Below are 26,246 nucleotides of genomic sequence, written 5' to 3' on the forward strand. Positions count from 1 at the left end.
AAATAGGACAGGAGTGTTGATTATGAAAAAGAAAACAAGACAAAAGCTCATGCAAGTAATAACTATAGTTCTAGCTATTATGCTTTCAGTTAGTTTACTAGTATCATTGATTAGTTAAGGAGTGTATCTATGTTTTTAAAATCCCTAGAAATAAGAGGTTTTAAATCTTTTGCAGATAAAACCAATTTAAACTTTAAAAAAGGTGTAACAGCAGTAGTTGGCCCAAACGGTAGTGGAAAGAGTAATATTTCTGATTCTGTAAGATGGGTTCTTGGTGAGCAAAGTGTTAAGACTTTGAGAGGCGGAAAAATGGAAGATGTAATTTTCGCTGGAACACAATTTAGAAAACCTGTAGGATTAGCACAAGTTTCGCTGACACTAGATAATTCTGATAATTCTTTAGATACTGATTACTCAGAAGTAACTGTAACTAGAAGAATATTTAGGTCTGGAGAAACAGAATATTTAATAAATAATCAAAAATGCAGACTTAAAGATATTCATAGTCTTTTTATGGATACAGGTATAGGTAAGGAAGGATATTCTCTTATAGGACAAGGTAAAATTGAGGCTATACTAAGTGGAAAAGCTGATGATAGGAGAGCACTGCTTGAAGAAGCAGCTGGTATTGTTAAATTTAAATCTAGAAAAGAAGAAGCAGAAAGAAAATTATCTAATACTGAAAATAATTTAACAAGAATTAGGGACATAATTTCTACCTATGAGGAAAGAATTGAACCTTTAAAAGAGGAAAGAGAAAAAGCCTTAAAATATAATGTTCTTTCAGAAGATTTAAGAACAAGAGAAGTTTCTTTACTTGTAAAGAATATTAATGGTATAGATAAGGATATTGAAGTAGTAAATGGTGAAATAAATACCAGAAGCCAAAAGATTAAAGATAAAAGAGAAATATTAAATAAGTTAAAAGAAGAACTAATTAATTTAGAAGAACAAATTGAAGAAATTGAAAAGAAAAATAATACTGAGAAAACAGAGTATTATAGAAAAAAAGAAGAAGTAAATCAAAGCTTAAATGATATTGAGATTTACAAAGAAAGAATAAAAAATTTTGAAGAAATTATAAAAAAAGATAATGAAGAAATAAAAAACTTAGAAGAAGCACTAATAAAGTCTAGAGAAGAAAAAGATTCATTATTAATAGAACTTGAAGAAAAAATAAAAGATCAAATTCATAAGGAAAACTTAATTAAGGAATTTGAGTTAACTAATTATAAATTAAGTAATGAAATTAAAAATTTAGAAGATGATTCTACAAAAATTAAAGAAGAAGAATTTGAACTTTTAAGAAAGACTTCAGAAATTAATAATGATATAGCAATTATAAATAAAGAAATAATAAATAAAGAAGAGCTTAGTACAAGTGGTGAAAATAATTTAAAGTCTATTGAAGGTAATATAAGCATTAATATTGCAACTATATCAAGTATAAACGAGAAAATTAATACATTAAGAAAATTTAAGGAAGAAGTTCAAGCTAGTATTTTAGAAAATAGAAAAAGAATAGGTGTATTAAATAGTCAGGTAACTAAAAAAGAAGGATTTATTAGAGAAGTATCAAAGAAAATAAATATATTAGATGGTAAATTAGCTACTCTTAAAGATTTAGAAAAAAGTTATGAAGGCTATCAATTGTCTATAAAGAAGTTAATGGAGAGAATTGAAAAAGGTCAAATACCTTATGGTAAAGGTGCTAATGTATTAGGAGAAATTTTTTCTGTTGATAGAAAATATGAAACAGCAATTGAAATATCCTTAGGTGGTGCAATATCAAATATAATTACTGAAGATGAAAATACTGCAAAACTTTTAATAGAATATTTAAAGAAAAATTCTTTAGGAAGAGCAACATTTTTACCGTTAAATATAATTAAAGGAAGCAGAATAAATGTTTCTAATGATATAAAAAATGTAAAGGGATATATAGGACTAGCATCTGATTTACTAACTTTTGATAGTAAATATAAAGAAGTAATGGATTATTCCTTAGGGAAAACTATTATAGCTGAAAATATGGAAGCAGCATTAATTATATCTAAATTAGGAAATTATAAAATAAGAATAGTAACTTTAGATGGGGAAGTAATTAGCCCTGGAGGAGCTTTAACTGGTGGTAGTATATATAAGAAAAATAATTCTAGCATTTTAGGTAGAAGAAGAGAAATTCAAGAGTTAGAAGAATCTATAAAAACTAATAAGAGTAATTATAATTCTGAATTAGAACTTTTAAATAAGATACGAGATGAAATAAAAGAAATAGACGAAGATATACTAAATAAAAGTGATGATATTCACGGTAAAAATATTGATATTACAAGGTTTGAAAGTGAAATCAGAGCTTTAGAAAATGAAAGCTTAAAGCTGAAAAATGCTTTAGAAGTTTCAAAGAAAGAGATCTCTTTAAATAATGAAAATTTAATAAAATTAAAAGAAGAAATAGTTAAAAAAGAGAACCATTTAAAATTATTACAGGATACTAAGGATAAAAATAATGAAAGAATTATAGATATAAAGAGAGATCTTGCAGAAAAGAAAGAAGCCTTTGATAAGATAAAGGATGAAAATATTCAAATAAAGATAGAAAAAGCGAAATTAGATGAAATAGTTTATTCAAGACAATCAGATGTTAGGAGAAAAGAAAAGGAAGAAAAAGAAAAAGAAGATAGAATAGTTTCTCTTAAAAAAGATAATGATGAAAAGAATAATAATATAAATTATTTAAGAAAACTAATTGAAGAAAAAACTGAATTTATTTCTAAGGTTAATAAAAGGCTAAGTGAATTAGAAGATGTATTTAAGTTTGATGAAGCAAGTAGAATAAGTTTAAAAGATAAGCTAAAAATAAAAGATGGGGAATCAAATTTAATAACTGAAGAAATAAGAGTATTAGAAAATGAGTTAAATAGAAAAGAAATATCACTTGCAAAATTAGAAAGCGAAAGAGAAAATTACTATATTAAGTTAAATGAAGAATTAAACTTAACTTTAGCTGAAGCAATAGAAATAGCAATAGAAATTGATAATGTATCTAAGGTGAAAGATGAGATTTTTAAAATAAAGAATCAAATTACTGAATTGGGAACGGTAAACTTGGCTGCTATTGCAGAATATGAAGAGGTATGTGAAAAGTATAAGTTTATGTCTTCTCAAGAAGAAGATTTAAATAAAGCTAAAGAAGAATTAATGACAGTTATAAATGAAATGACTATAAAAATGCAAGAGTTATTTAGAGAAAACTTTATAATATTAAATAAAAACTTTAATGAGACATTTAAAGATTTATTTAAGGGTGGTACTGCTGAATTAATTTTAGGTGAAGGTGATGAACTTACAGCAGATATAGAAATTAATGTTCAGCCACCAGGTAAGAAACTTCAAAATATAAATTTAATGTCTGGTGGAGAAAAAGTACTTTCTGCAATAGCATTATTATTTGCTATATTAAAGATGAAACCTACTCCATTCTGTATATTAGACGAAATAGAGGCCGCTTTAGATGATGCTAATGTATATAGATATGCTGAATTCTTAAGGGAGTTTTCAGAGAATATACAATTTATAGTTATAACTCACAGAAAGGGAACTATGGAAGCTAGTGATGTTATGTATGGAGTTACAATGGAGGAAAAAGGAATTTCAAAAGTAGTATCAGTTGACTTAAGTAAAGAAAAGTAGGAGGTAAATCATGGCAATATTCGGGAAAATATTTGATAATTTAAAAAATGGACTTTCAAAGACAAAGGATGCTTTAACAGATAAAATAAATGAAACATTAAAATTAGCTATAACTATAGATGAAGATTTATATGAAGAGCTTGAAGAAATATTAGTTATGTCTGATATAGGAATGGATACAACTATAGAAATAATAAATAGATTAAAAGATAAAATTAGAAAAGAAAAAATAAATGACCCAAATGAGGTATATCCTGCATTAAAAGAGGTTATTAAGGATATGTTACTTGAAGGAGCAGAAGAAAGCACAAAAGAAGAAACAGGAAAAAAAGTATTATTAGTTATAGGAGTAAATGGAGTAGGAAAAACTACATCTATAGGTAAACTAGCAGCAAAAAATAAAAATGAAGGAAAGAAAGTAATTTTAGCAGCAGCTGATACCTTTAGAGCAGCAGCTATAGACCAGTTAGAAGTATGGAGTGAAAGAGCTGGAGTTGATTTAATTAAACATAGTGAAGGCTCAGATCCAGCAGCAGTAGTATTTGATGCTGTAAATGCTGCAAAGGCAAGAAATATAGATTTATTAATATGCGATACTGCAGGTAGATTACACAATAAGAAAAATCTTATGGATGAATTATCAAAAATAGGTAGAATAATAGATAGAGAGTTTGCTGGAGCTGCAAAAGAAACATTATTAGTTTTAGATGCAACTACTGGGCAAAATGCAGTAATACAAGCAAAACAATTTATGGAGGCTTGTCCAATAGATGGAATAATATTAACTAAATTAGATGGAACTGCAAAAGGTGGAGTTGTAATATCTATTAAGAATTCTTTAAATATTCCTGTAAAATATATAGGAGTAGGAGAAGGAATAGATGACCTTCAAGAATTCGATGCAGAAAGCTTTGCAGAAGCACTGTTCTAGAATTAAGAATGTAAAATGAAAAATGTAAAATTAAGGTGTAAATTCAGCTTTGGCTGAATTACATTAAAATCTATAACTTAGCAAAGCTAAGTTATTTCCTTCATTCTACATTCTACATTTTTAATTTTAAATTTTTTTTGTGGGGTGTTAAGTAAAAGTACTTGACAGCATAGAATTGTTTTGCTAAAATCTCAGTTGTGGGTAAGGTGATGAAATGGAAGATAGGGTTGAGATTTCATTATTAATGGATCAATACGGACCATTATTAACTGAAAAACAGTATAAAATTATGGAGCTTTATTATAATGAGGATTTATCCTTAGCTGAAATTGCTGAATTGAATAACACAAGTCGTCAAGCTATCCATGATTTAATAAAGAGATGTTATAAACAATTTCTATCCTATGAAGAGAAACTTAATTTGCTTGAAAAAAGTTTTAAGCAAGAAGTAATAATTAATAATCTTCTTAATGAGTTAAAAGAAAAATATTCTATTACTAAAGAGGATTATGAAAAATACAAAAGTATATTAGAAGAGTTATAAAATCATAGGAGGGGATAATATGGCTTTTGAAGGTTTATCCGATAAATTGCAGGAAGCTTTTAAAAAACTTAGAAGTAAAGGAAAGCTAACTGAAAAAGATATAAAAGAAGCCATGAGGGAAGTAAAATTAGCTTTGCTTGAAGCAGATGTTAACTTTAAAGTAGTTAAACAATTTATTTCAAGAGTAAGTGAAAAGTGCGTTGGGAATGATGTGCTTGAAAGCTTAACTCCAGCTCAACAAGTTATAAAAATTGTTAACGAAGAACTTACTGAACTTATGGGTGGTAGTGAAAGCAAGTTAAACTTTAACTCCGTTGGTCCAACTGTAATAATGATGGTTGGTCTACAAGGGGCAGGTAAAACTACCATGAGTGGAAAACTTGCACTACAACTTAGAAAGCAAAATAAAAAACCTCTATTAGTAGCCTGTGATATATATAGGCCAGCTGCGATAAAGCAATTAGAGGTAGTTGGAAAACAAATCGATATTCCAGTTTTTCAAATGGGTGATAAAGTTAGTCCTGTAGATATAGCAAAGGCAGGAATAGTTCATGCAAGAGAAAATGGAAATAATGTAATAATAATAGATACTGCTGGTAGACTACATATAGATGATAATCTTATGGATGAATTAAAGTCTATAAAAGCTGAAGTTAAGCCTCAAGAAATCTTGCTTGTAGTAGATTCTATGACAGGTCAAGATGCAGTAAATGTTGCTGAAAGTTTTAATAATACTTTAGATATTTCTGGTGTTATTTTAACAAAACTTGATGGTGATACTAGAGGTGGTGCAGCATTATCAATTAGACATATTACAGAAAAACCAATTAAATTTATTGGTGTAGGAGAAAAAATGAGTGATCTTGAAGTTTTCTATCCAGATAGAATGTCTTCAAGAATATTAGGGATGGGAGATGTCTTATCTTTAATAGAAAAGGCTCAACAAGCTTTTGATGATAAAGAAGCTCAAGAATTAAGTTCTAAAATGCTAGAAAATGATTTTACTTATGATGATTATTTAGCAGCTATGGAGCAAATGAAAAAATTGGGTTCTTTGAGCAAAATTATGGAAATGATACCTGGATTACCTAAGGAAATGAAAAATGTAGATTTTGAAGCTGGTGAAAAGGAATTACACAAAGTAAAATCTATAATATATTCTATGACTCCAAAGGAAAGAAGAAATCCAAAGCTAATTGCTGGTTCATCTTCAAGAAAGAAGAGAATAGCAAAGGGCTCAGGTACATCTCTGCAAGATGTTAATAAACTCATTAAGGGATTTGATGTAATGAGGAAACAAATGAAACAAATGAAATCTATGACAAAGAAATCTAAAAAAGGATTCTTTGGTAAATTACCTTTTATGAGTTAAGATAAATTATAATTTTTAAAGGAGGTGAAAAAACATGGCAGTAAAAATCAGATTAAGAAGAATGGGTGCTAAGAAGGCTCCTTTCTACAGAATAGTTGTTGCTGATTCAAGATCACCAAGAGATGGTAGATTCATAGAAGAAATTGGATACTACAATCCTTTAACTGAACCAGCTGAAATCAAAATCAACGAAGAAAAAGCTACTAAATGGGTTCAAAACGGAGCTCAACCTACAGATGTAGTTAAGAGACTATTTACTCAAGCAGGATTAAATAAGTAATTTTTTAGGAGGTGAACTCTGTAATTATTAATAGTTACAGGTGTTTATGAAGGAATTAATTGAAAATATAGCTATATCCCTAGTGGATAATCCGGATGAAGTTCATGTAAATGAAATACAAGGAGAGCAATCAATTATTCTGGAACTAAAGGTTGCTCCTGCAGACATGGGAAAAGTAATAGGCAAGCAGGGAAGGATAGCAAAAGCTATTAGAACTGTTGTAAAAGCAGCAGCCATGAGAGAAAATAAAAATGTAGTAGTTGAAATTATTGATAAGAAGAGTTAGGGTTTTCCTAGCTCTTTTTAAACATAATTATCTTTAAAAGGTGTAATACTTCTAATGTATCTATATGCTAATAGATAGGTATAATAGAAATATTAATATAAATTATGCATTATGCATTATTAATTATTAATTTGTAATAAGAGGTGTAATATGAAAGATATTTTAAGAGTTGGAAAAATAGTTAATACTCATGGCTTAAAGGGAGAAGTAAAGGTTATACCATTGACAGATGATCCCAAAAGATATAATGAGTTAGAATTTGTTTTAATAGATGGTATTGAAAAAAAAATTCAAGGATGTAAATATCAAAAAGATAGGGTAATAGTTAAAGTAGAAGGTATAGATACAATAGAAGAAGCAGAAAAATACAAAAATAAGTATATGGAAATACCTAGAGAATATGCTGTTCCTTTAGAAGAAGATACTTATTATATTGCAGATATTATTGGGTGTAATGTTTTCGATACAAATGGAAAAGATTTAGGCGAAGTATATGATGTAATTCAAACTAAGAATAATGATGTTTATTGGATTAGAAAACCAAAGGAACTTTTAATACCAGTATTATTAGACATAGTTACAGATATTGATGTTGAAAATAGAAAAATAACAATAAGACCTGTAGGAGAATGGCAAGATGAAGATTAATATTCTTACATTATTTCCAGAAATGTTTGATATTTTTAATCACAGTATAATTGGAAAAGCAAAGGATAAGGGAATTATAGAAATTACTACAACAAATATAAGAGATTTTACTTTAAATAAGCATAAAAAAGTAGATGATTATCCTTATGGTGGTGGAGCTGGAATGGTAATGACTCCACAGCCCATTGTAGATTCTATTAGATATTGTAAAAAGAGTAATAAAGGAAAAGTAGTTTTTTTAGGGCCTAGGGGAAAGACATTTAATCAAGAAATGGCTAAAGAATTAGCTAAAGAAGAAGAGCTTATTTTTCTATGTGGACATTACGAAGGAATAGATGAAAGGGTGTATAAGTACATAGATTTAGAAATTTCCCTTGGAGATTTTATTTTAACAGGGGGAGAAATGGCTGCAATTCCTGTAATAGATTCAATTTTAAGATTAAAGTCTGGAGTCTTAGGAAAAGAAGAAAGCTATGAAGACGAATCATTTTCTGAAGGATTATTAGAATATCCTCAATATACAAGACCAGAAGAATTTGAAGGAGATAAGGTTCCAGAAATACTGCTTTCAGGTCATCATGAGAATATAAGAAAATGGAGAAGAGCAAAATCTTTACTTATTACAAAGGAAAGAAGAAAAGATTTATACGATAAAATAACCTTAAGTAAGGAAGATAAAAAAACTTTAGAAAAGTATAAATAAAATATTGTGCTATAAGAATAATTATGTTAAAATTACCTTTGTGTTAGTACGGGCGGTCCTCTGTCAAGTATTTGTTAAGAACGTCTAATAATTATTAAGGAGGGACTTACACAATGAACGAAATAATAAGAGCTATTGAAGCTGAACAATTAAGAAATGATCTTCCAAACTTCAACGTAGGAGACACTGTTAAAGTTTACGTTAAGATCAAAGAAGGAACAAGAGAAAGAATCCAAATGTTTGAAGGAACAGTTATCAAGAAGCAAAATGGTGGATTAAGAGAAACTTTCACTGTAAGAAGAGTTGCTTATGGTACTGGAGTAGAAAGAACTTTCCCTATGAACTCTCCAATCATTGATAAGATGGAAGTTGTAAGAAAAGGTAAAGTTAGAAGAGCTAAGTTATTCTACTTAAGAGATAGAGTAGGTAAAGCTGCTAAAGTTAAAGAATTAAACGTTAGATAATTTCTAATTACTAAGTAAGGGACTTGTTTAAGTCCCTTTTTCTTTTTAATTTAGATTTAGAAACTTAAAATTTGATATAATAATAATGAATAAGTTTTACGGAGGAGATAAATAATGGCTACAATAAACTGGTTTCCAGGGCATATGAAAAAAACTCAAAGAGAAATAAAAGAAAATTTAAAATTAGTAGATGCGGTAATTGAAATAAGAGATGCTAGAATACCAAGAAGTTCTGCAAATCCTGATATAGATAAGCTTTGTGAAGGAAAACCTAGAATTATACTTTTAAACAAAAGTGATTTATCTGAAAATAGAGTTACGAAAATGTGGATAGATCATTTATCATCAGAAACTGTAAGGGTTTTAGAAGTAAATTGCCTAAGTGGTAAAGGATTAAACCAAATTAAACCTACTTTAGAAGCTTTATTAAAAGAAAAACATGATAGACTAAAGTCCAAAGGATTAGTAAAAATTCAAATGAGAGTTATGGTGGTTGGAATTCCTAACGTTGGAAAGTCTACATTTATAAATAAGATGGCAAAGAACAATATAGCTAAAACAGGGGATAGACCTGGAGTTACTAAAAGTAAGCAATGGATAAAAACTAAAATGGACATTGAAATGCTAGATACACCAGGAGTTTTATGGCCTAAATTTGAGGATGAAGAAACAGCATTAAACCTTGCCTTTACTGGAGCTATAAAAGATGAAATTATGGATATAGAAGAGCTTTCTTATAATTTAGTAAAAAGACTACAAGAACATTATAAAACTAATCTTATTGAAAGATATAAAATACAAGATATAAATGAAGATCCTTTAGAAACTTTAAATAGCATTGCTAGAAAAAGAGGTTGTTTAATAAAAGGTGGAGAAATAGACTATAATCGTATTGCCGTTATACTATTAGATGAATTTAGAGGCGGAAAAGTAGGCAATATTTCTTTAGAGCATCCAGTTGAAGAAAATGAGGGTTAGTATGTTAGAATTATTAAATCAAGATATAGCAACTTTAAGTTATAAGGAAATAAAAGTATTAGTAGATGAAATAAATATATCTGAAGAAAAAAATAATGCAGAGCTTGTTTACTTAATTGATAAATTAGCTTTAGATAAAAGAAAAAATGTAAAAGCCTTAAGCGATAAAATACAAAAGGAAAGAAATAAGCTGAAAGCAGAATGTGAAAGAGTTAGAAGGATGTATAATTTTGATAAGGGATTTGGAAATTATACTTATATAGCAGGTGTAGATGAGGTTGGAAGAGGGCCTTTAGCTGGCCCTATTGTTGCCTGTGCTGTTATATTAGATTTAAATGTAATAGATGATGAACTTATACTTTGGTTAAATGATTCAAAAAAATTATCTGAAAAGAAAAGAGAAGAATTAGCTAATGAAATTAAAAATAAAGCATTGGCGTACTATATCGCAGAAAAAAGTAATACTGAAATTGATGAAAAAGGCATAGCTTATTGTAATAATAACATATTCCTAGAAGCATGTACTTCAATGAAAATAAAACCAGATTTAGTTTTATCAGATGGTTATTTAGTTAAAGGAATTAATATAGAAAATAAATCTGTAATTAAAGGGGATTCCAAGTCAGCTTCAATAGCGGCAGCTTCTATACTAGCTAAGGTTTATAGGGATAATTTAATGAAAAATTATTCTAAGAAGTATCCATACTATGGCTTTGAAGAAAATGTAGGTTATGGTACTACTAAGCATATTGAAGGTATTAAGGAATATGGAACCTGTGATATACATAGAATGTCATTTTTAAAGAATATATTATAATTGCTAATAGGGCCTAAAGGCATCTTTTATATGTTCTATAAAATATGAATTGTTATTTTTGTTAAAATAAATTTCAATAACATCAAATCTACAATTATAATTTAATAATTTATACTTATATAAAAAGTATTTAGAAATATAAATAATCTTTTTTTGTTTAAAGTAGGTAACAGATTCACGGGGTAATCCAAAGTGATAGCTGTACCTACTTTTTACTTCTATGAAAATAATTATATCTAAATATTTGCAAATCAGATCTATTTCACCATTTCTATTTCTAAAATTTCTAGCTACTATTGTATAACCTTTGTTTTTCAAATAATCTATAGCTAAATCTTCACCATAAGAGCCTATATCTTTGTTATATCTTTTCATATAATCACCTCTTTAAAATATTGACTAAAATAATATAAATAATTCTTTAATATATGATTAATAATTATTTTTTTTTGTCAATAATCCTTAAAGAGGTGATTTGTTTGTCAATTGAAATAATAAGTGCTACACATAATGGATTAGATGGAATGTTGGTTACTGTTGAGGTAGATATTAATAAGGGGATGCCTAGTTTTAATATAGTTGGTTTGCCTGATACAGCTATAAAAGAATCTAAAGAAAGAGTAAGATCTGCAATAGTGAATAGTGGATATGAATTTCCTCTTGGAAGAATAACTATTAATTTAGCACCAGCAGATATTAGAAAAATTGGATCTTTATTAGATTTACCTATAGCAATAGGAATATTAATGAAGTCAAATCAAATAAAAACAAAGGATTTAAAAGAATTTATTATTTTTGGAGAATTATCTTTAGGAGGGCAACTAAAAGAAATAAAAGGAATTTTACCTATTATATTTGAAGGTGATAGTAAAAAGAAGAATAATTTTATATTTCCTTTAAATAACCTTAAAGAATTAAGATATTTTAATATTGGGAATTTTTATCCCTTTAAGAATTTAAATGAAGTAATTTCTTTTATTGAAAATAAAGATTTATTACCTTATATATTTGATAAAGAAGAGTACTTCATTAAAAAAGAAGACTTTAACTATTCAGATATTATTGGGCAAAATACATCAAAAAGAGTTATGCAAATATCTGCAGCAGGAAGACATAATGTCCTTTTATATGGAACTCCTGGTGCAGGAAAAACTATGCTAGCAAGGGCTCTTCCATCAATAATGCCACCTTTATCAAATAAAGAAGAAATGGAAATAGCTAAGATATATAGTGCTTCAGGATTATTTTCAGGAGATAATTACGTAATTAGACCTTTTAGAAATCCACATCATACTATAACTAGAACAGCTTTAGTAGGGGGTGGAAAGGAAATAAAAGCTGGGGAAATAACATTAGCTCATAATGGAGTTTTATTTTTAGATGAGATATTAGAATTTAAGCGAGAAGTATTAGAGGTATTAAGAGAGCCTTTAGAAGAAAAAGTTATAAATATAACTAGAATAAATGGTAGTTATAAGTTGCCATCGAATTTTTTGCTTATAGCTGCATGCAACACATGTCAATGTGGAATGTACTTAAGTGGATATCATGATAATAAGTGTATTTGTAGTGAAGGAGAAAGAAAGAGATATATGGCAAAACTATCTAGAGCGTTACTAGATAGAATTGATTTGCTAAATTTTGTGCCTAAAATAAAATATGATGAAATAAATAACAGAAATAATAATATAAGTTCAGAAAAAATGAAAGAAAATGTACTTAAAGCAAGAGAAGTACAGAATTATAGATTCAAAAATACAATATATAATTATAATTCTGAGGTCAAAGGGAAGGATATGGATAATTTATTTAATATATCAAATTCTTCAAAGCTTTTAATTGAAAGCTTTTATAAGAATTTTGATTTAACTATGAGAGGATATGATAAATTATTAAAAGTATCAAGAACTATAGCTGATTTAGATGGATGCCACAATATATGTGATTATCATATTATTGAAGCATTAGGATATAGAAAGAATATAGAGGGTGAAATAGTATAAAAGGAGATTACCATGGATACTAATGAAATTTGGTTTATATTATTACAATTATCTAATGATAAAAAAATTAAACTAATAAGAAAATATTCTAATGAGGAGAATATTAGAAAAAATAGTAGTATAATAAAAGAATTAAAAGGTGCAAATATAAATGAAGTAACAGAAGAAAAAATAAAAAAGTTTCAAGAATACATAAATAAAAATAATATAGGATATATAACTATAAATTCAAAAGAATATCCAGAAAACTTAAATCATTTAAGTGATCCACCTTATGTGATTTTCTATAAAGGAAATCTAGAATTGTTAAAGGGAGAATTAATAGCTGTTATAGGTGCAAGAAAATATAGTGGTTATGGAGCACAAGTTACAAAGGTAATATCAAAAGAACTAAGTGAAAATAATTTTACTGTAGTTAGTGGATTAGCTGCGGGAATAGATTCAATTGCACAAAGAAGTGCTATAGATTATCCTGGGAAAACAATTGGTGTTTTAGGCTGTGGTATAGATATAATATATCCTAAGAGTAATAAACTATTGTATGAAGATATACTTAAAAATCATGGGTTAATAATTTCAGAATTTTTACCAAACACTCCTCCTATGGCTTACAATTTTCCAAGGAGAAATAGAATAATTAGTGGAATAAGTAAAAAGTTAATTATAATAGAAGCAACTGATAAAAGTGGAAGCTTAATTACTGTAAATTATGCTTTGGAGTTAGGGATGGATGTAATGGCAGTACCTGGACCAGTTTTTAATGGGAATAGTGAAGGGTGTAATAAATTAATTAGAGATGGAGCAAAACCTTTTACAGAAATGGTTGATTTATATGATTTTTTAAGTATAATTAAAGAAAAAAATAAAAATAGAGAAAAAAATACCTGTAAATCTATTATTTTAAATATAATTAATAGTGAGCCAATTCATTTAGATGATATTATAGAATCTGTAAATGTTGACAGAAAGGTATTATTTGAGTTATTATTTGAAATGCAAAATAGAAATGAAATTATTTGCCTTCCAGGCAATTATTACGCTAAATCAATATAAATTAAGGGGGGTGAAAACTCCAATAAAAATGGAGTTTGTAATATATGGGACAAAATCTTGTAATAGTAGAGTCACCTGCAAAGGCTAAAACAATAGGAAAATATCTTGGCAAAAATTATATAGTAGAAGCATCTATGGGGCATGTTAGAGATTTGCCTAAAAGTACATTAGGGGTTGATATAGAAGATAATTTTAATCCAAAATATATAACAATAAGAGGGAAAGGTGACTTAATAGCGAAATTAAAAAAGGCTGCTAAAAAAGCTGATAAAGTTTTTCTTGCAACTGACCCTGACCGTGAAGGAGAAGCTATATCTTGGCATTTAGCCAATATATTAAAAATATCAGAAGATAAAAAATGTAGAATTGTTTTTAATGAAATAACTAAAAATGCTGTTAAAGCATCTATAAAAGAAGCGAGGCAAATTAATTACAATTTAGTTGATGCACAGCAAGCTAGAAGAGTTGTAGATAGATTAGTTGGTTATGAAATTAGTCCGATTTTATGGAAAAACGTTAAGTGGGGATTAAGTGCTGGGAGAGTTCAATCAGCAGCCCTTAAACTAATATGCGATAGAGAAACAGAAATTAAAGCCTTTGAACCTAGAGAATATTGGACTGTAGATTGTACAGCCACAAAGGATAGAAAAAAATTCCCTATAAAATTGACTCAATATAAAGGTAAGAAAATTGAAATAAACACAGAAGAAGAAAGCAATAAAATAATAGAAGAACTAAAAAAGAATAAATTTATAGTCACTAAAGTTAAAAAAGGAACTAAGCTAAAAAATCCATTAGCTCCATTTACAACTAGTACACTTCAACAAGAAGCGTCAAAAAAGCTGAATTTTATGACTAAGAGAACAATGTCTATAGCTCAAGCTTTATATGAAGGTGTAGAAGTAAAAGGTCATGGAACTGTAGGTCTTATTACTTATATGAGAACAGATTCTGTTAGAATATCAGATGAAGCTCAAGGAAAGGCCCTTGATTTTATTAATTCTAACTTTGGAAAAGAATATATACCAGCTAAACCAAGAGTATATAAGAGTAAAAAAAATATACAAGACGCTCATGAAGCAATTAGACCATCTGTAATTGAAATTACTCCAGAAGTTGCAAAAAATTCATTAACTTCGGAGCAATATAAATTATATTCATTAATTTGGAATAGATTTATGGCAAGCCAAATGGCATCTTGCGAACTTAATACTAATAGTATTGAAATTATGAATGGAGATTATAAGTTTAAAGCTAGTGGTTCAACAGTAAAATTTGATGGATTTATGAAGCTTTATGAATATATGACAGAAGAGGATAATGAAGATGTTTCATTACCAAAATTAGAAGAAAATGATGAATTAAATAAAGTTAATATAGAAGGAAAACAACATTATACTCAGCCACCAGCTAGATATACTGAGGCATCATTTGTTAAATTGCTAGAAGAAAAAGGAATAGGAAGACCAAGTACCTATGTTCCAACAATTTCACTTTTATTAAATAGAGATTATGTAAATAGAGAAAAGAAAAATTTAGTACCAACGGAACTTGGCTTTATTGTTAACAATATAATGGAAGAATATTTTCAGCAAATAGTTGATGTAGATTTCACTGCAGAAATGGAAAGAAATCTAGATTATATTGAAGAAGGTAAGGAAGAGTGGAAAAGAGTTGTAGAAGAATTCTTTACTCCTTTAAAAGTAGCTTTAGAAAAAGCAGAAAAAGAAATATCTAAAGTTGTAATAGAAGATGAAGTAAGTGACGTTCCTTGTGATAAATGCGGTAGGATGATGGTAATTAAACGTGGTAGATATGGAAAATTCTTGGCTTGTCCTGGATATCCTGATTGTAAAAATGCTAAGCCTATAGTAGAAGAAATTGATGCACCTTGTCCTAAATGTGGAGGGAAAATACTTGCTAAGAAAAGCAAAAAAGGTAAAAAATTCTTCGGATGTTCTAATTATCCGAATTGTGACTTTGTAAGTTGGAATGAACCATTAAAAGATAAATGTCCTGATTGTGGTGAATATATGGTTTTAAAATATAGTAAAACTAAGGGGAATTATGCTCAATGTTCAAATTCTAATTGTAATAAAGTTGTTAATATGAAAACTGCAAAAGATGAAGAATAATTTAAAGAAATTGATTACATGTTAATAAAGTATTAACATTAAATAATTTTTTCGAGAAAATGTCGAAATTACTAAGAAATTTGTTGAAAATAAAAAAATCCTATGATAGTATAAATAAGTAGTAAATATATTTTTGGAAAATTTATATAATTTTAAATTTTCTAAAAATTTAAGGGCTTATTTGTAGGAGGAAGAGTGAATGTCAGCATTATTAAATAAGACTAGGATGTTAAATAAAATATTACAAAAGTCAGGAACTGATCCAGTTGCTTTTGAAGATATATGTGAATTATTAAGTGATGTTTTATCATGTAATGTATATGTTACTAGTAGAAGAGGGAAAGTACTAGGATATACATTTTCTAAGAGTTTTGAATGTGATGTAATGAAGAAACAAGTTGTAGATGAAAAGAGATTTCCAAAGGAATATAATGAAAATTTACTAAATATACATGAAACTGTTGCTAATTTATCTAATGAAGGTTTATGTGTTTTCGAAGATGAAGGAAATTGCATTATGGAAGATAAGATAACTACTATTGTACCTATAATGGGAAATAGAGAAAGATTAGGAACTTTAATTCTTGCAAGATTTGGAGAACATTTTACAGATGAAGATCTAGTTCTTGCAGAGTATAGTGCAACTATAGTTGGACTAGAGATATTAAGATCTAAGCAAGTTGAAATTGAAGAAGAAGCTAGAAAAAAAGCTGTTGTTCAATTAGCTATTGGAACATTATCTTATTCAGAACTTGAAGCAGTTGAACATATATTTGGTGAATTAGAAGGAAATGAAGGTTTATTAGTTGCTTCTAAAATTGCTGATAAAGTTGGAATTACTAGAAGCGTAATTGTTAATGCATTAAGAAAGTTTGAAAGTGCAGGAGTTATAGAATCAAGATCTCTTGGTATGAAGGGAACACATATTAAGATTTTAAATGACAAGTTACTAGATGAATTAAAAAAAATAAATTAACATAAACTAAAAACGTTAAATTACAATTAATTTAACGTTTTTTAATTTTAGGTTAATAATTTAATTTATTAATATTTGTATTAAAAAAATGTTGATACTGTTAAAAGCTTATGATATACTAACAAAGGTAAGAAATACACACATTATCCAATTTGTAGAGACGGTGCCTAAAAGGAAGCTTTATAAGAAGATAATGGAGGAAATAACCAGGAGGTAAGGAAATGTCAGTTATATCAATGAAACAATTATTAGAAGCAGGTGTTCATTTTGGACATCAAACAAGAAGATGGAACCCTAAGATGGCTCCATATATATTCACAGAAAGAAATGGAATATATATAATAGATCTTCAAAAGACTGTTAAAAAAGTAGATGAAGCTTATGAATTCATTAAAGAAGTTGCTGCAGAAGGAAAAGATATCTTATTTGTTGGAACTAAAAAGCAAGCTCAAGAAGCTATAGAAGAAGAAGCAATAAGATCAAACATGCACTTCGTTAACAATAGATGGTTAGGTGGTATGTTAACTAACTTCAAAACTATCAAAACTAGAATTAACAGATTAGAAGCTTTAAAGGCTATGGAAGAAGATGGTACTTTCGAAGTTTTACCTAAGAAAGAAGTTATAAAATTAAAAGGTGAAATGGAAAAGCTAGAAAAGAACTTAGGTGGTATCAAGAACTTAGATGCTACTAACATAGGTGCTATATTCGTAGTAGATCCAAGAAAAGAAAAGAATGCTATCTCAGAAGCTAGAATTTTAGGAATTCCAGTAGTAGGTATTGTAGATACTAACTGTGATCCAGAAGAAGTTGATTACGTAATTCCAGGTAACGATGATGCTATAAGAGCTGTTAAATTAATAACTGCTAAAATGGCTGATGGTATAATGGAAGGAAGACAAGGCGAACAATTAGCTGAGTAATTACATTAAAAGGGTAGGTGAGTTTTCTCATTTACCTTTTAACCTAAATAATAAGGTTTACAATAAGTTAGGAGGAATAACATTATGATAACTGCTCAATCAGTTAAAGAATTAAGAGAAAAAACTGGTGCAGGAATGATGGACTGCAAAAAAGCTTTAACAGCATCTGAAGGAGATATGGAAAAAGCTATTGAAATATTAAGAGAAAAGGGTCTTGCTGCTGCTGCTAAGAAAGCAGGAAGAATTGCTGCTGAAGGTATTGTAAAGACTTACATATCAGAAGATAGTAAATCAGCTGGTATAGTTGAATTAAACTGTGAAACAGATTTCGTTGCAGCTAACGAAGAATTTGTTAACTTTGCTACTAGATTAGCAGAAATGGCATCAGTTACTTCTGCTAAAAGCGTAGAAGAATTTGTTGCTGAAAAGTTTGATGCTGAAAATACAGTATCAGAAGCACTTACAGCTTTAATAGCTAAATTAGGTGAAAATATGACTGTAAGAAGATTCGACAAGTTCAATGTTGCAAATGGTGTTGTTGAAAGTTATATCCACGGTGGTGGAAGAATTGGTGTTGTTGTTGAATTAAACTGCGATGCTGATAATGTTGCTGTATTAAAGGAAGTAGCTAAAGATGTTTGTATGCAAGTTGCAGCTGCTAACCCATCATTCTTAAGCAGAGAAGATGTAGATACAGAAGCTCTAGAAAAAGAAAAAGAAATTTATAGAGTTCAAGCTTTAAATGAAGGAAAACCAGAAAACATTGTAGAAAAAATGGTAATGGGAAGAATTCAAAAGTACTATAAAGAAGTATGTCTTTTAGATCAAGCATGGGTAAAAGATGGCGATAAGAGCATAAGCAAATACCTTCAAGAAAAATCAAAGGAAGTTGGTTCTCCTATAACTATCAATAAGTTTGTAAGATTCGAAAGAGGAGAAGGTATCGAAAAGGCTGAAGATAACTTCGCTGAAGAAGTAGCAAAGATGAGCAAGTAATACAAAGGAGGACACATATTGTGTTCTCTTTTTTTAGGAAACAGCTTAATATGAATGGAGGTACTAAGAATGGAAAAAAGTAAATATAAGAGAGTTATACTTAAAGTTTCTGGTGAAGCTTTAGCAGGATTAAATGGATTCGGTTTTGATTTTGATATAGTAAAAAGAATAACATTAGAAGTAAAAGATTTAGTTGATATGGGAGTAGAAGTAGGTCTAGTTGTTGGTGGCGGAAATATTTGGAGAGGTAGAAGCGGAGAAGGTATGGATAGATCACAAGCAGATCATATGGGTATGCTTGCAACTTGTATAAATGCCTTAGCACTTCAAGATTCTCTTGAGCAACACGGTGTAATGACTAGAGTTCAAACAGCTATAGAAATGAAAGAAATAGCAGAACCATTTATAAGAAGAAGAGCTGTAAGACATTTAGAAAAGGGAAGAGTAGTTATATTTGCAGCTGGAACAGGAAATCCTTATTTCTCAACTGATACCACAGCAGCTTTAAGAGCAGCAGAAATAGAAGCTGATGTTATACTTTTAGCTAAAAAAGTAGATGGAGTTTACGACAAGGATCCACATAAATATGAAGATGCTAAAAAGTATGAAACTCTTACTTATATAGAAGTACTTGAGCAAGGATTACAAGTTATGGATTCTACAGCTACATCTTTATGTATGGATAACAATATTCCAATCTTAGTATTTGGATTAGAGGAGCCAGGAAATATAAAAAGAGCTATTTCTGGTGAAAAAATAGGAACTTTAGTTTCGTCTAAAAAATAGGAGGTTATTATGATTAAAGATATTATAGTAAAAGCAGAAGAAAAAATGAAAAAAACTATTTCTGTACTTAGATCAGATTTATCAACTTTAAGAGCTGGTAGAGCTAACCCAACAATGTTAGATAGAATTAAAATTGATTATTATGGAAGTCCATGTCCATTAAGTCAAGTAGCTAATATTTCAGCTCCAGAACCAAGAGTATTAGTTATATCTCCTTGGGAAAAAAGTTTAATTAAAGAAATAGAAAAGGCTATACTAGTATCAGATTTAGGAATTAACCCATCTAATGATGGAAGTGTAATTAGATTAGTAGTTCCAGAATTAACAGAAGAAACTAGAAAAAATTTAGTTAAAGTTGTTAAAAAGACTGGAGAAGAAGCAAAAGTTGCTTTAAGATCTATTAGAAGAGAAGCTAATGATAAAATTAAAGTATTAAAAAAAGATGGTGACATAACTGAAGATGAACTAAAAAGTTCAGAAGAAAAAGTTCAAAAAATAATAGATGGCTATGTTAAAGAAGTTGATTCTTTAGTTACGGCAAAAGAGAAAGAGATTATGTCAATTTAAAACCTGCCATTAAGCAGGTTTTTTCCATATAAAATGGTGGAGGGAACATAAAATTATGTTAGATGTTTTTAAAACTAATAAAAGAAAAAAACAAAAATTAGAAAAAAGCATAGATAAAGATAATATTCCTAAACATATAGCTATAATTATGGATGGCAATGGTAGATGGGCTAAGCAAAGAAAACTTCCAAGAACTATGGGACATAAAGCAGGAGTAGAAACAATAAGAAGAGTAATAAAAGAATCACATGTTTTAGGGATAAAGTATCTTACTTTATACGCTTTTTCAACTGAAAACTGGAAAAGACCTGATGATGAAGTTTCTGCATTAATGAAATTACTAGTAGACTATTTAAGAAGTGAGCTTGCTGAGTTAAATAAGAATGAAGTAGTTATTAGAGTTTTAGGAGATGTAAAAAAGCTTCCAAAAGATGCCCAAAAAGAAATATTAGAAGCTATTGAAGTTACAAAAAATAATAAAGGTATAGTTTTAAATATTGCCTTTAATTATGGCGGTAGAGACGAAATAATTAGAGCAACTAAGCTAGTAGCAAAAGAAGTTAAAAATGGGAATCTAGATATAGAAGATATTGACGAAAATATATTCGAGAAATATTTATATACAAATGGTACTCCAGATCCAGATTTAATTATTAGACCATCAGGAGAACAAAGAATAAGTAATTTTTTATTATGGCAATGCGCTTATTCAGAGTTTTGGTATTCAAATGTATGTTGGCCTGACTTTAAAGAAGAACACTTGCATGAAGCTATTTACGATTATCAGAATAGAGACAGAAGATATGGTGGAGTATAATATTGAGGTGGAGAAATGAAAATAAATAGTAGATATATAGGAGCAGCAATGATAGCTCCATTTATAGTATTCATTTTACTAGGTGGAGTTTGGCTTAAAGGATTTACAATACTTCTTTCAGTATGTGGATTATATGAGTTTTATAAGGCTTTAAAGGTAAAGGAATTTAATCCTATATCTATAGTGGGATATATAATTTTAGCTGTATTTTACTTAATAGGAAATGATTTTAGTTATTTGATATATATAGTTGTGTTAGCCACTATTATTTTATTAATAATGCCTGTAGTTAACTTAAAATATACTTTTATTGATGCTTCAATAACTTTATTAGGATTCTTATATGTAGGAATACTATTTAGCTTTATTCCTCTTATTAATAGTAAAGTTTATGGAAATTTCTTAGTATGGCTTATATTTATAGGATCTTGGGGAGCAGATACTTTAGCTTATTATTCTGGCAAATATTTAGGTAAGAAAAAATTATGCCCTGAAGTAAGTCCTAAAAAAACTATAGCAGGAGCAATAGGTGGATTCTTAGGAAGTACAATAGGATGTGGTATATTTGGAATTGTGGTAGCTCCTTATTTACCAGAAATTCAAATAATACATTTCTTCTTAATTGGAGCCTTATGTGGAATTATGGGCCAATTTGGAGATTTAGTTGCATCATCAATAAAAAGATATGTAGGAATTAAAGATTATAGTAATTTAATACCAGGTCATGGTGGTATATTAGATAGGTTTGATTCTATATTATTTAATTCAGCAGTAGTGTTTTATTACATAACATTTATTGTAGGAATTTAAAACTTTTAATTTAATAAGGAGCAGATTTATTAGAGCTCCTTATTAAAAAATGTGAAATTTAATATATCAAAGTTATCTTTGAAACTCCTATTGGGAGTTTTTTTTACTTTATAATTAATTTTTATATTAATAGAACTTTAATAATTAATATAAAAGTCATTTAATATAATATTAGTTAATATAATCATAGTATGAAAAAAATAAGGAGTAGTGCTATGAAATTATATAATACATACGGAAAAATAATTAATTTATTTATAGCCTTTATAATTATTTCAATAATAACAATAATAATTAATAATTATTTTAAACCATTTTTTATATTGTTAATTTTAGCATTTATAACTAATCCAATATATAAATTAATATTAAAATTTAATACTCCTAAATCAGTTTCAGCTCTAATAAGTATTATATTAGTTAATTTAATATTATTTATTGTATTATTTTATTTTGGAAATAGATTGCTTGAACTATTTTATAAATTTTATAGAAATAATATGGCAGAACTAGATTCATTTATTAATAGTATTAAGCAAATATTAAATTTAGATATAAATAAAACTTTGCAAAGTGTAGGCAGATTTTTAAATAGTAATATGATAATGAAAAGTGCTATCTTTACAGGGGAAGGGGTAATATCATATTTTTTAGCAAATATAATTAATTTTTTCCTTTTAATTGATAGCGACAAAGTGTATGATATTATAAATAAATTGTTTCCAGAAAATCTTGTGACAAATATCATTAGCAAGGGTAAAAATCTAAAAGATGTACTTAAGATAGAAATAAAACTTATACTTTTAAGTGCTTTATTAATTACAATAGGCTTTAAGATTCTAGGTATATCCAATAGTTTATTTCTTGGAAGTTTATGTGCAATTTTAGATATACTTCCTTTTGTGGGAACAACAATTGTTTTTATACCAATTATAATATACAATATTATAATGAAGAGATACTTATTAGTAATTGGATTAATTTTCTTGTATTTACTAGAAAGATTTACTAGGGAAATTTTAGAAGCTAAATTTTTAAGTAGTAAACTTGAAATTCATCCAATAATTGTAATAATATCTATTTATGTAGGGGTAAATATGTTTGGACTTATTGGTATAATTGCAGGTCCAATTTACAGTATAATAGCAAAAGACTTAATTTATAATGATTAAGTTAATCAGGAGGAAAATATGAAGAACATTTCAATTTTAGGAGCTACTGGCTCAATAGGTACTCAAACATTAGAAGTAATTAGAAATTCTAATAAGGAGATAAATTTGATTGGTGTAAGTGCTAATTCATCTGTTAATAAAATAATAGATATTATAAATGAATTTAGTCCTAAATATGTTGCCATGATGGATGAGAAAAGTGCTAAAGAAGTTAAAGAATATTGTTTATCTAATAATTTAAATATAACAGTGTACTCAGGAATTGAAGGGTTAGAAAAAATAGCTTCTTTAGAAGAAATAGAGATGGTGGTTACCTCTGTTGTTGGAATGATAGGATTAAGACCTACACTTAAAGCTATAGAAGCAAAAAAAGATATAGCTTTGGCTAATAAAGAAACATTAGTTGTTGCTGGTGAATTAGTTATGAAAAAGGCAAAAGAAATGAATGTAGACATATTACCAGTTGATTCAGAACATAGCGCAATATTTCAAGCTTTGAATGGATATACTGAAAATGATGTTAGTAAAATTATTTTAACAGCTTCTGGTGGACCATTTAGAGGTAAGAATATGGACTTTTTAAAGGATGTTTCTGTAGAGGATGCATTAAAGCACCCTAAATGGAATATGGGTCAAAAAATTTCTATAGATTCTGCAACTCTAATGAATAAGGGATTAGAAGTTATAGAAGCACATTTCTTATTTAATTGTCCTTATGAAGATATAGAAGTTGTAGTTCATCCACAAAGCATAATACATTCAATGGTAGAGTACAAAGATGCAAGTGTTATAGCTCAATTAGGATCAACAGATATGAAATTACCAATACAATATGCCATTAATAAAAAAGAAAGAAAAAATTCAGTAGCAAAGAAACTTAATTTTTATGAAATTGGTGCTTTAACCTTTGAAAAACCAGATTTAGATACCTTTAGATGTCTAAAACTTGCTTATAAAGTTGGTATGGAAGGCGGATTAGCTCCATGTATATTAAATGGTGCTAATGAAGAAGCAGTTGCCTTATTATTAGAAAGAAAAATAAAATTCTTAGATATACCTGAAATAATAGAAGAAGCCTTAGAGGAATTTAAAGAAGACAAGAAAAAAGAAATAACAATAGATAATATAATTGATTTAGATAATAGGGTTAGAAGATATATAAGGGCTAGATGGAGTTAGGAGGAAAAGGGATTGAATATAATTTATGCCATATTAGGATTTAGTTTACTTATAATAGTACATGAGCTTGGTCATTTTGTAATGGCAAAAGTAAATGGAATAAAAGTTGAAGAATTTTCAATAGGGATGGGGCCTAAAATATTTTCTACTGAGGGAAAAGAAACAAAATACTCAATTGGTTTGTTTCCTATTGGTGGATATGTTAAAATGATGGGGGAAGAGGAAGCAGTTTATGATGAAAGAAGTTTTTCTTCAAAATCACCTCTTCGAAGAATAAGTGTAATTATAGCAGGAGCATTTATGAATTTTGTATTAGCTATAATTATATTTACAGCGTTTTTAAATAATTTTGGATATAGTCTGCCAAAGGTAGATAACTTAGTAGAAGGTATGCCTGCTATAGAAGCTGGATTACAAGAGGGAGATAAATTTTTAAAGGTTAATGGTAGTAAGGTATTTTCAGCAGATGACTTGACTATTGGAATTAACTTAGCTAAGGATAATCCAATTAATTTCTTAATAGAAAGAAATGGGGAGCAAAAAGAAATTGTTGTTACTCCTAAGTTAGTAGAGGAAAATCAAAGGGAAAGATATATGATTGGATTTAAATTCGAGAGAGTAGAAAATCCAGGGATAGTTGATAGTTTTAAACAAAGTTTTAAAGAAACATTAGCAGTAATAAATCAAACTTATAAAAGTCTTAAAATGATGGTTACTGGAAAGGTTAATTTTAAAACAGATGTTGGTGGTCCTGTTTCTATTATTAGAATGTCTGGAGAAGCCGCAAAAAATGGTATATGGAATCTTATGTACTTTATAGCTTTCATTAGTATAAATTTAGCAGTATTTAATATGTTACCATTCCCAGCTTTAGATGGAGGTTGGACAGTATTATTACTTATAGAGTTAATTACTAGAAGAAAAGTTCCAGATAAAGTTGTGGGAGTTATGAATTATGTTGGAATTATGCTTTTATTTGGACTTATGATTGCAGTAACTATAAAGGATGTATTATTCCCAATACAACTGTAGGAGAGGAAATAAAATGGAAAGAAGAAAAACAAGAAAAGTTAAAGTTGGAACTTGTTATGTAGGTGGAGACGCGCCGGTATCAATCCAATCAATGACAAATACAGATACTAGAGATGTAGAAGCTACATTAGCACAAATTAATACACTATATGAAGCTGGATGCGAAATAATAAGATGTGCAGTTCCAGATAAAATAGCTGCAGAAGCTTTAAAGGGAATTTGTGAAAAGTCACCTATTCCAGTAGTGGCAGATATACATTTTGATTATAAACTTGCTTTAGCAGCCATTGAAAATGGTGTTTCAGCACTAAGAATTAATCCAGGGAATATTGGTAATGTAGAAAAGGTTAAAATAGTTGTTGAAGCAGCTAAAGCTAAAAATATTCCTATGAGAATTGGTGTTAATTCAGGCTCTCTTGAAAAGGAAATACTAGAAAGAGACGGAAAACCAACAGCTAAAGGATTAGTTGAATCAGCTTTAAAGCATGTTAGAATATTAGAGGAATTAGATTTTCATGATATAGTTGTATCTATTAAGTCTTCAGATGTTACTATGATGATAGATGCATATAGATTAATGAGTGAAAGCTGTGATTATCCATTACACTTAGGAGTAACAGAATCAGGAACTCCATTTAGAGGAACTATTAAATCAAGCATTGGACTTGGAACACTTTTAGCTGAAGGTATAGGTGATACTGTTAGAGTTTCTTTAACTAGTGATCCAATAGAAGAAATAAAAGTTGCAAAAGAAATACTGAAGGCATTAAAACTTAGAAAAAGCGGCTTACAATTTGTATCTTGCCCTACTTGTGGGAGAACACAAATAAACTTAATAAAAATAGCACAAGAAGTGGAAAGTAGATTAGAAAGTATCAATAAAAATATTAAAGTTGCAGTTATGGGATGTGCAGTAAATGGACCAGGAGAAGCAAGAGAAGCTGATATTGGAATTGCTGGAGGAAATGGCGAAGGCTTAATATTTAAAAAAGGCTTAATAGTAAGAAAAGTTAAAGAAGAAAATTTAGTTGAAGAGTTAATGAAAGAAATAGAAAATATGTAGTGGAATTAATTGACAATG

26 protein-coding genes are annotated in these 26,246 nt (G+C 28.5%); 25 read left to right on the top strand and 1 reads right to left on the bottom strand.

All coding sequences use genetic code 11. The features are described from left to right. Window positions 1–129 precede the first annotated feature (129 nt). From smc to ACFYH6_RS08395, 11 genes are all read left to right on the top strand, one after another. A complete protein-coding gene (gene smc, locus ACFYH6_RS08345) occupies window positions 130–3,693 on the top strand; it encodes a chromosome segregation protein SMC (RefSeq protein WP_316342691.1) in 3,564 nt (1,187 codons plus the stop codon). 16 nt (window positions 3,694–3,709) lie between these two features. Beyond that, window positions 3,710–4,624 (top strand): signal recognition particle-docking protein FtsY, encoded by a 915-nt coding sequence (gene ftsY, locus ACFYH6_RS08350; RefSeq protein ID WP_316342693.1) that lies wholly within the window; start codon window positions 3,710–3,712, stop codon window positions 4,622–4,624. 214 nt (window positions 4,625–4,838) lie between these two features. Then, window positions 4,839–5,168, top strand: coding sequence for a putative DNA-binding protein (locus ACFYH6_RS08355; RefSeq protein ID WP_416179480.1), 330 nt, complete (start codon window positions 4,839–4,841; stop codon window positions 5,166–5,168). A 19-nt stretch (window positions 5,169–5,187) separates the two neighbouring features. Next, window positions 5,188–6,540 carry a signal recognition particle protein gene (gene ffh / locus ACFYH6_RS08360; protein WP_316345195.1) on the top strand — a complete coding sequence of 451 codons (1,353 nt, stop codon included), beginning with the start codon at window positions 5,188–5,190 and terminating at the stop codon, window positions 6,538–6,540. 34 nt (window positions 6,541–6,574) lie between these two features. After that, entirely contained in the window at window positions 6,575–6,820 is a 246-nt protein-coding gene (rpsP, locus tag ACFYH6_RS08365; protein WP_291625183.1) for a 30S ribosomal protein S16, read from the top strand. Between the two features lie 46 nt (window positions 6,821–6,866). Next, window positions 6,867–7,106 (top strand): KH domain-containing protein, encoded by a 240-nt coding sequence (locus ACFYH6_RS08370; protein ID WP_316345197.1) that lies wholly within the window; start codon window positions 6,867–6,869, stop codon window positions 7,104–7,106. Between the two features lie 150 nt (window positions 7,107–7,256). After that, window positions 7,257–7,754, top strand: coding sequence for a ribosome maturation factor RimM (gene rimM, locus ACFYH6_RS08375; RefSeq protein ID WP_316345198.1), 498 nt, complete (start codon window positions 7,257–7,259; stop codon window positions 7,752–7,754). After that, the gene (gene trmD, locus ACFYH6_RS08380; protein ID WP_316345199.1) at window positions 7,744–8,457 is read left to right on the top strand and encodes a tRNA (guanosine(37)-N1)-methyltransferase TrmD; all 714 of its coding nucleotides are present in this window, start codon (window positions 7,744–7,746) and stop codon (window positions 8,455–8,457) included. The genes rimM and trmD overlap by 11 nt, the downstream gene beginning before the upstream one ends. 113 nt (window positions 8,458–8,570) lie before the next feature. After that, window positions 8,571–8,921, top strand: a complete 351-nt coding sequence (gene rplS / locus ACFYH6_RS08385; RefSeq protein WP_291625179.1) for a 50S ribosomal protein L19 — start codon at window positions 8,571–8,573, stop codon at window positions 8,919–8,921. Window positions 8,922–9,035: 114 nt separating this feature from the next. After that, window positions 9,036–9,899 (top strand): ribosome biogenesis GTPase YlqF, encoded by an 864-nt coding sequence (gene ylqF / locus ACFYH6_RS08390; protein WP_316345200.1) that lies wholly within the window; start codon window positions 9,036–9,038, stop codon window positions 9,897–9,899. A 1-nt stretch (window position 9,900) separates the two neighbouring features. Further along, the gene (locus ACFYH6_RS08395) at window positions 9,901–10,716 is read left to right on the top strand and encodes a ribonuclease HII (RefSeq protein WP_316345201.1); all 816 of its coding nucleotides are present in this window, start codon (window positions 9,901–9,903) and stop codon (window positions 10,714–10,716) included. Window positions 10,717–10,719: 3 nt separating this feature from the next. Here the strand turns inward: ACFYH6_RS08395 and ACFYH6_RS08400 are convergent, their stop codons facing one another. Next, complete coding sequence (locus ACFYH6_RS08400; RefSeq protein WP_416179479.1) at window positions 10,720–11,091, bottom strand: YraN family protein; 372 nt, start codon at window positions 11,089–11,091, stop codon at window positions 10,720–10,722. Window positions 11,092–11,195: 104 nt separating this feature from the next. Here ACFYH6_RS08400 and ACFYH6_RS08405 point away from each other — a divergent pair, with 104 nt between their 5' ends. The 14 genes from ACFYH6_RS08405 to ispG all read left to right on the top strand — a co-directional run bounded on the left by ACFYH6_RS08405 (window position 11,196) and on the right by ispG (window position 26,228). After that, a complete protein-coding gene (locus ACFYH6_RS08405; RefSeq protein WP_316344654.1) occupies window positions 11,196–12,719 on the top strand; it encodes a YifB family Mg chelatase-like AAA ATPase in 1,524 nt (507 codons plus the stop codon). Between the two features lie 12 nt (window positions 12,720–12,731). Further along, a complete protein-coding gene (gene dprA, locus ACFYH6_RS08410; protein WP_316344655.1) occupies window positions 12,732–13,772 on the top strand; it encodes a DNA-processing protein DprA in 1,041 nt (346 codons plus the stop codon). Window positions 13,773–13,816: 44 nt separating this feature from the next. Next, the gene (gene topA / locus ACFYH6_RS08415) at window positions 13,817–15,907 is read left to right on the top strand and encodes a type I DNA topoisomerase (protein WP_316344657.1); all 2,091 of its coding nucleotides are present in this window, start codon (window positions 13,817–13,819) and stop codon (window positions 15,905–15,907) included. Window positions 15,908–16,106: 199 nt separating this feature from the next. Next, window positions 16,107–16,883, top strand: coding sequence for a GTP-sensing pleiotropic transcriptional regulator CodY (gene codY, locus ACFYH6_RS08420; RefSeq protein ID WP_316344658.1), 777 nt, complete (start codon window positions 16,107–16,109; stop codon window positions 16,881–16,883). A gap of 221 nt (window positions 16,884–17,104) precedes the next feature. Then, window positions 17,105–17,806, top strand: coding sequence for a 30S ribosomal protein S2 (gene rpsB, locus ACFYH6_RS08425; RefSeq protein WP_316344659.1), 702 nt, complete (start codon window positions 17,105–17,107; stop codon window positions 17,804–17,806). 84 nt (window positions 17,807–17,890) lie between these two features. Next, window positions 17,891–18,802, top strand: coding sequence for a translation elongation factor Ts (tsf, locus tag ACFYH6_RS08430; protein WP_316344660.1), 912 nt, complete (start codon window positions 17,891–17,893; stop codon window positions 18,800–18,802). A 69-nt stretch (window positions 18,803–18,871) separates the two neighbouring features. After that, the gene (gene pyrH / locus ACFYH6_RS08435; protein ID WP_316344661.1) at window positions 18,872–19,588 is read left to right on the top strand and encodes a UMP kinase; all 717 of its coding nucleotides are present in this window, start codon (window positions 18,872–18,874) and stop codon (window positions 19,586–19,588) included. 9 nt (window positions 19,589–19,597) lie between these two features. Next, window positions 19,598–20,155 (top strand): ribosome recycling factor, encoded by a 558-nt coding sequence (gene frr / locus ACFYH6_RS08440; protein ID WP_316344662.1) that lies wholly within the window; start codon window positions 19,598–19,600, stop codon window positions 20,153–20,155. Window positions 20,156–20,210: 55 nt separating this feature from the next. Beyond that, entirely contained in the window at window positions 20,211–20,972 is a 762-nt protein-coding gene (locus tag ACFYH6_RS08445; RefSeq protein ID WP_416179478.1) for an isoprenyl transferase, read from the top strand. Between the two features lie 15 nt (window positions 20,973–20,987). Next, on the top strand, window positions 20,988–21,782 hold the full coding sequence (locus ACFYH6_RS08450; protein WP_416179477.1) for a phosphatidate cytidylyltransferase: 795 nt from the start codon (window positions 20,988–20,990) through the stop codon (window positions 21,780–21,782). A gap of 215 nt (window positions 21,783–21,997) precedes the next feature. Then, window positions 21,998–22,954, top strand: a complete 957-nt coding sequence (locus ACFYH6_RS08455; protein WP_416179476.1) for an AI-2E family transporter — start codon at window positions 21,998–22,000, stop codon at window positions 22,952–22,954. A gap of 18 nt (window positions 22,955–22,972) precedes the next feature. Beyond that, complete coding sequence (gene dxr, locus ACFYH6_RS08460; RefSeq protein WP_416179475.1) at window positions 22,973–24,133, top strand: 1-deoxy-D-xylulose-5-phosphate reductoisomerase; 1,161 nt, start codon at window positions 22,973–22,975, stop codon at window positions 24,131–24,133. 12 nt (window positions 24,134–24,145) lie between these two features. Further along, window positions 24,146–25,165 (top strand): M50 family metallopeptidase, encoded by a 1,020-nt coding sequence (locus tag ACFYH6_RS08465; RefSeq protein WP_316342894.1) that lies wholly within the window; start codon window positions 24,146–24,148, stop codon window positions 25,163–25,165. 13 nt (window positions 25,166–25,178) lie between these two features. Beyond that, window positions 25,179–26,228, top strand: a complete 1,050-nt coding sequence (gene ispG, locus ACFYH6_RS08470; RefSeq protein WP_316342895.1) for a flavodoxin-dependent (E)-4-hydroxy-3-methylbut-2-enyl-diphosphate synthase — start codon at window positions 25,179–25,181, stop codon at window positions 26,226–26,228. Window positions 26,229–26,246 lie beyond the last annotated feature (18 nt).

Source organism: Clostridium sp. HCS.1, from assembly GCF_047900555.1.
Taxonomy (GTDB): Bacteria; Bacillota; Clostridia; order Clostridiales; family Clostridiaceae; genus Clostridium.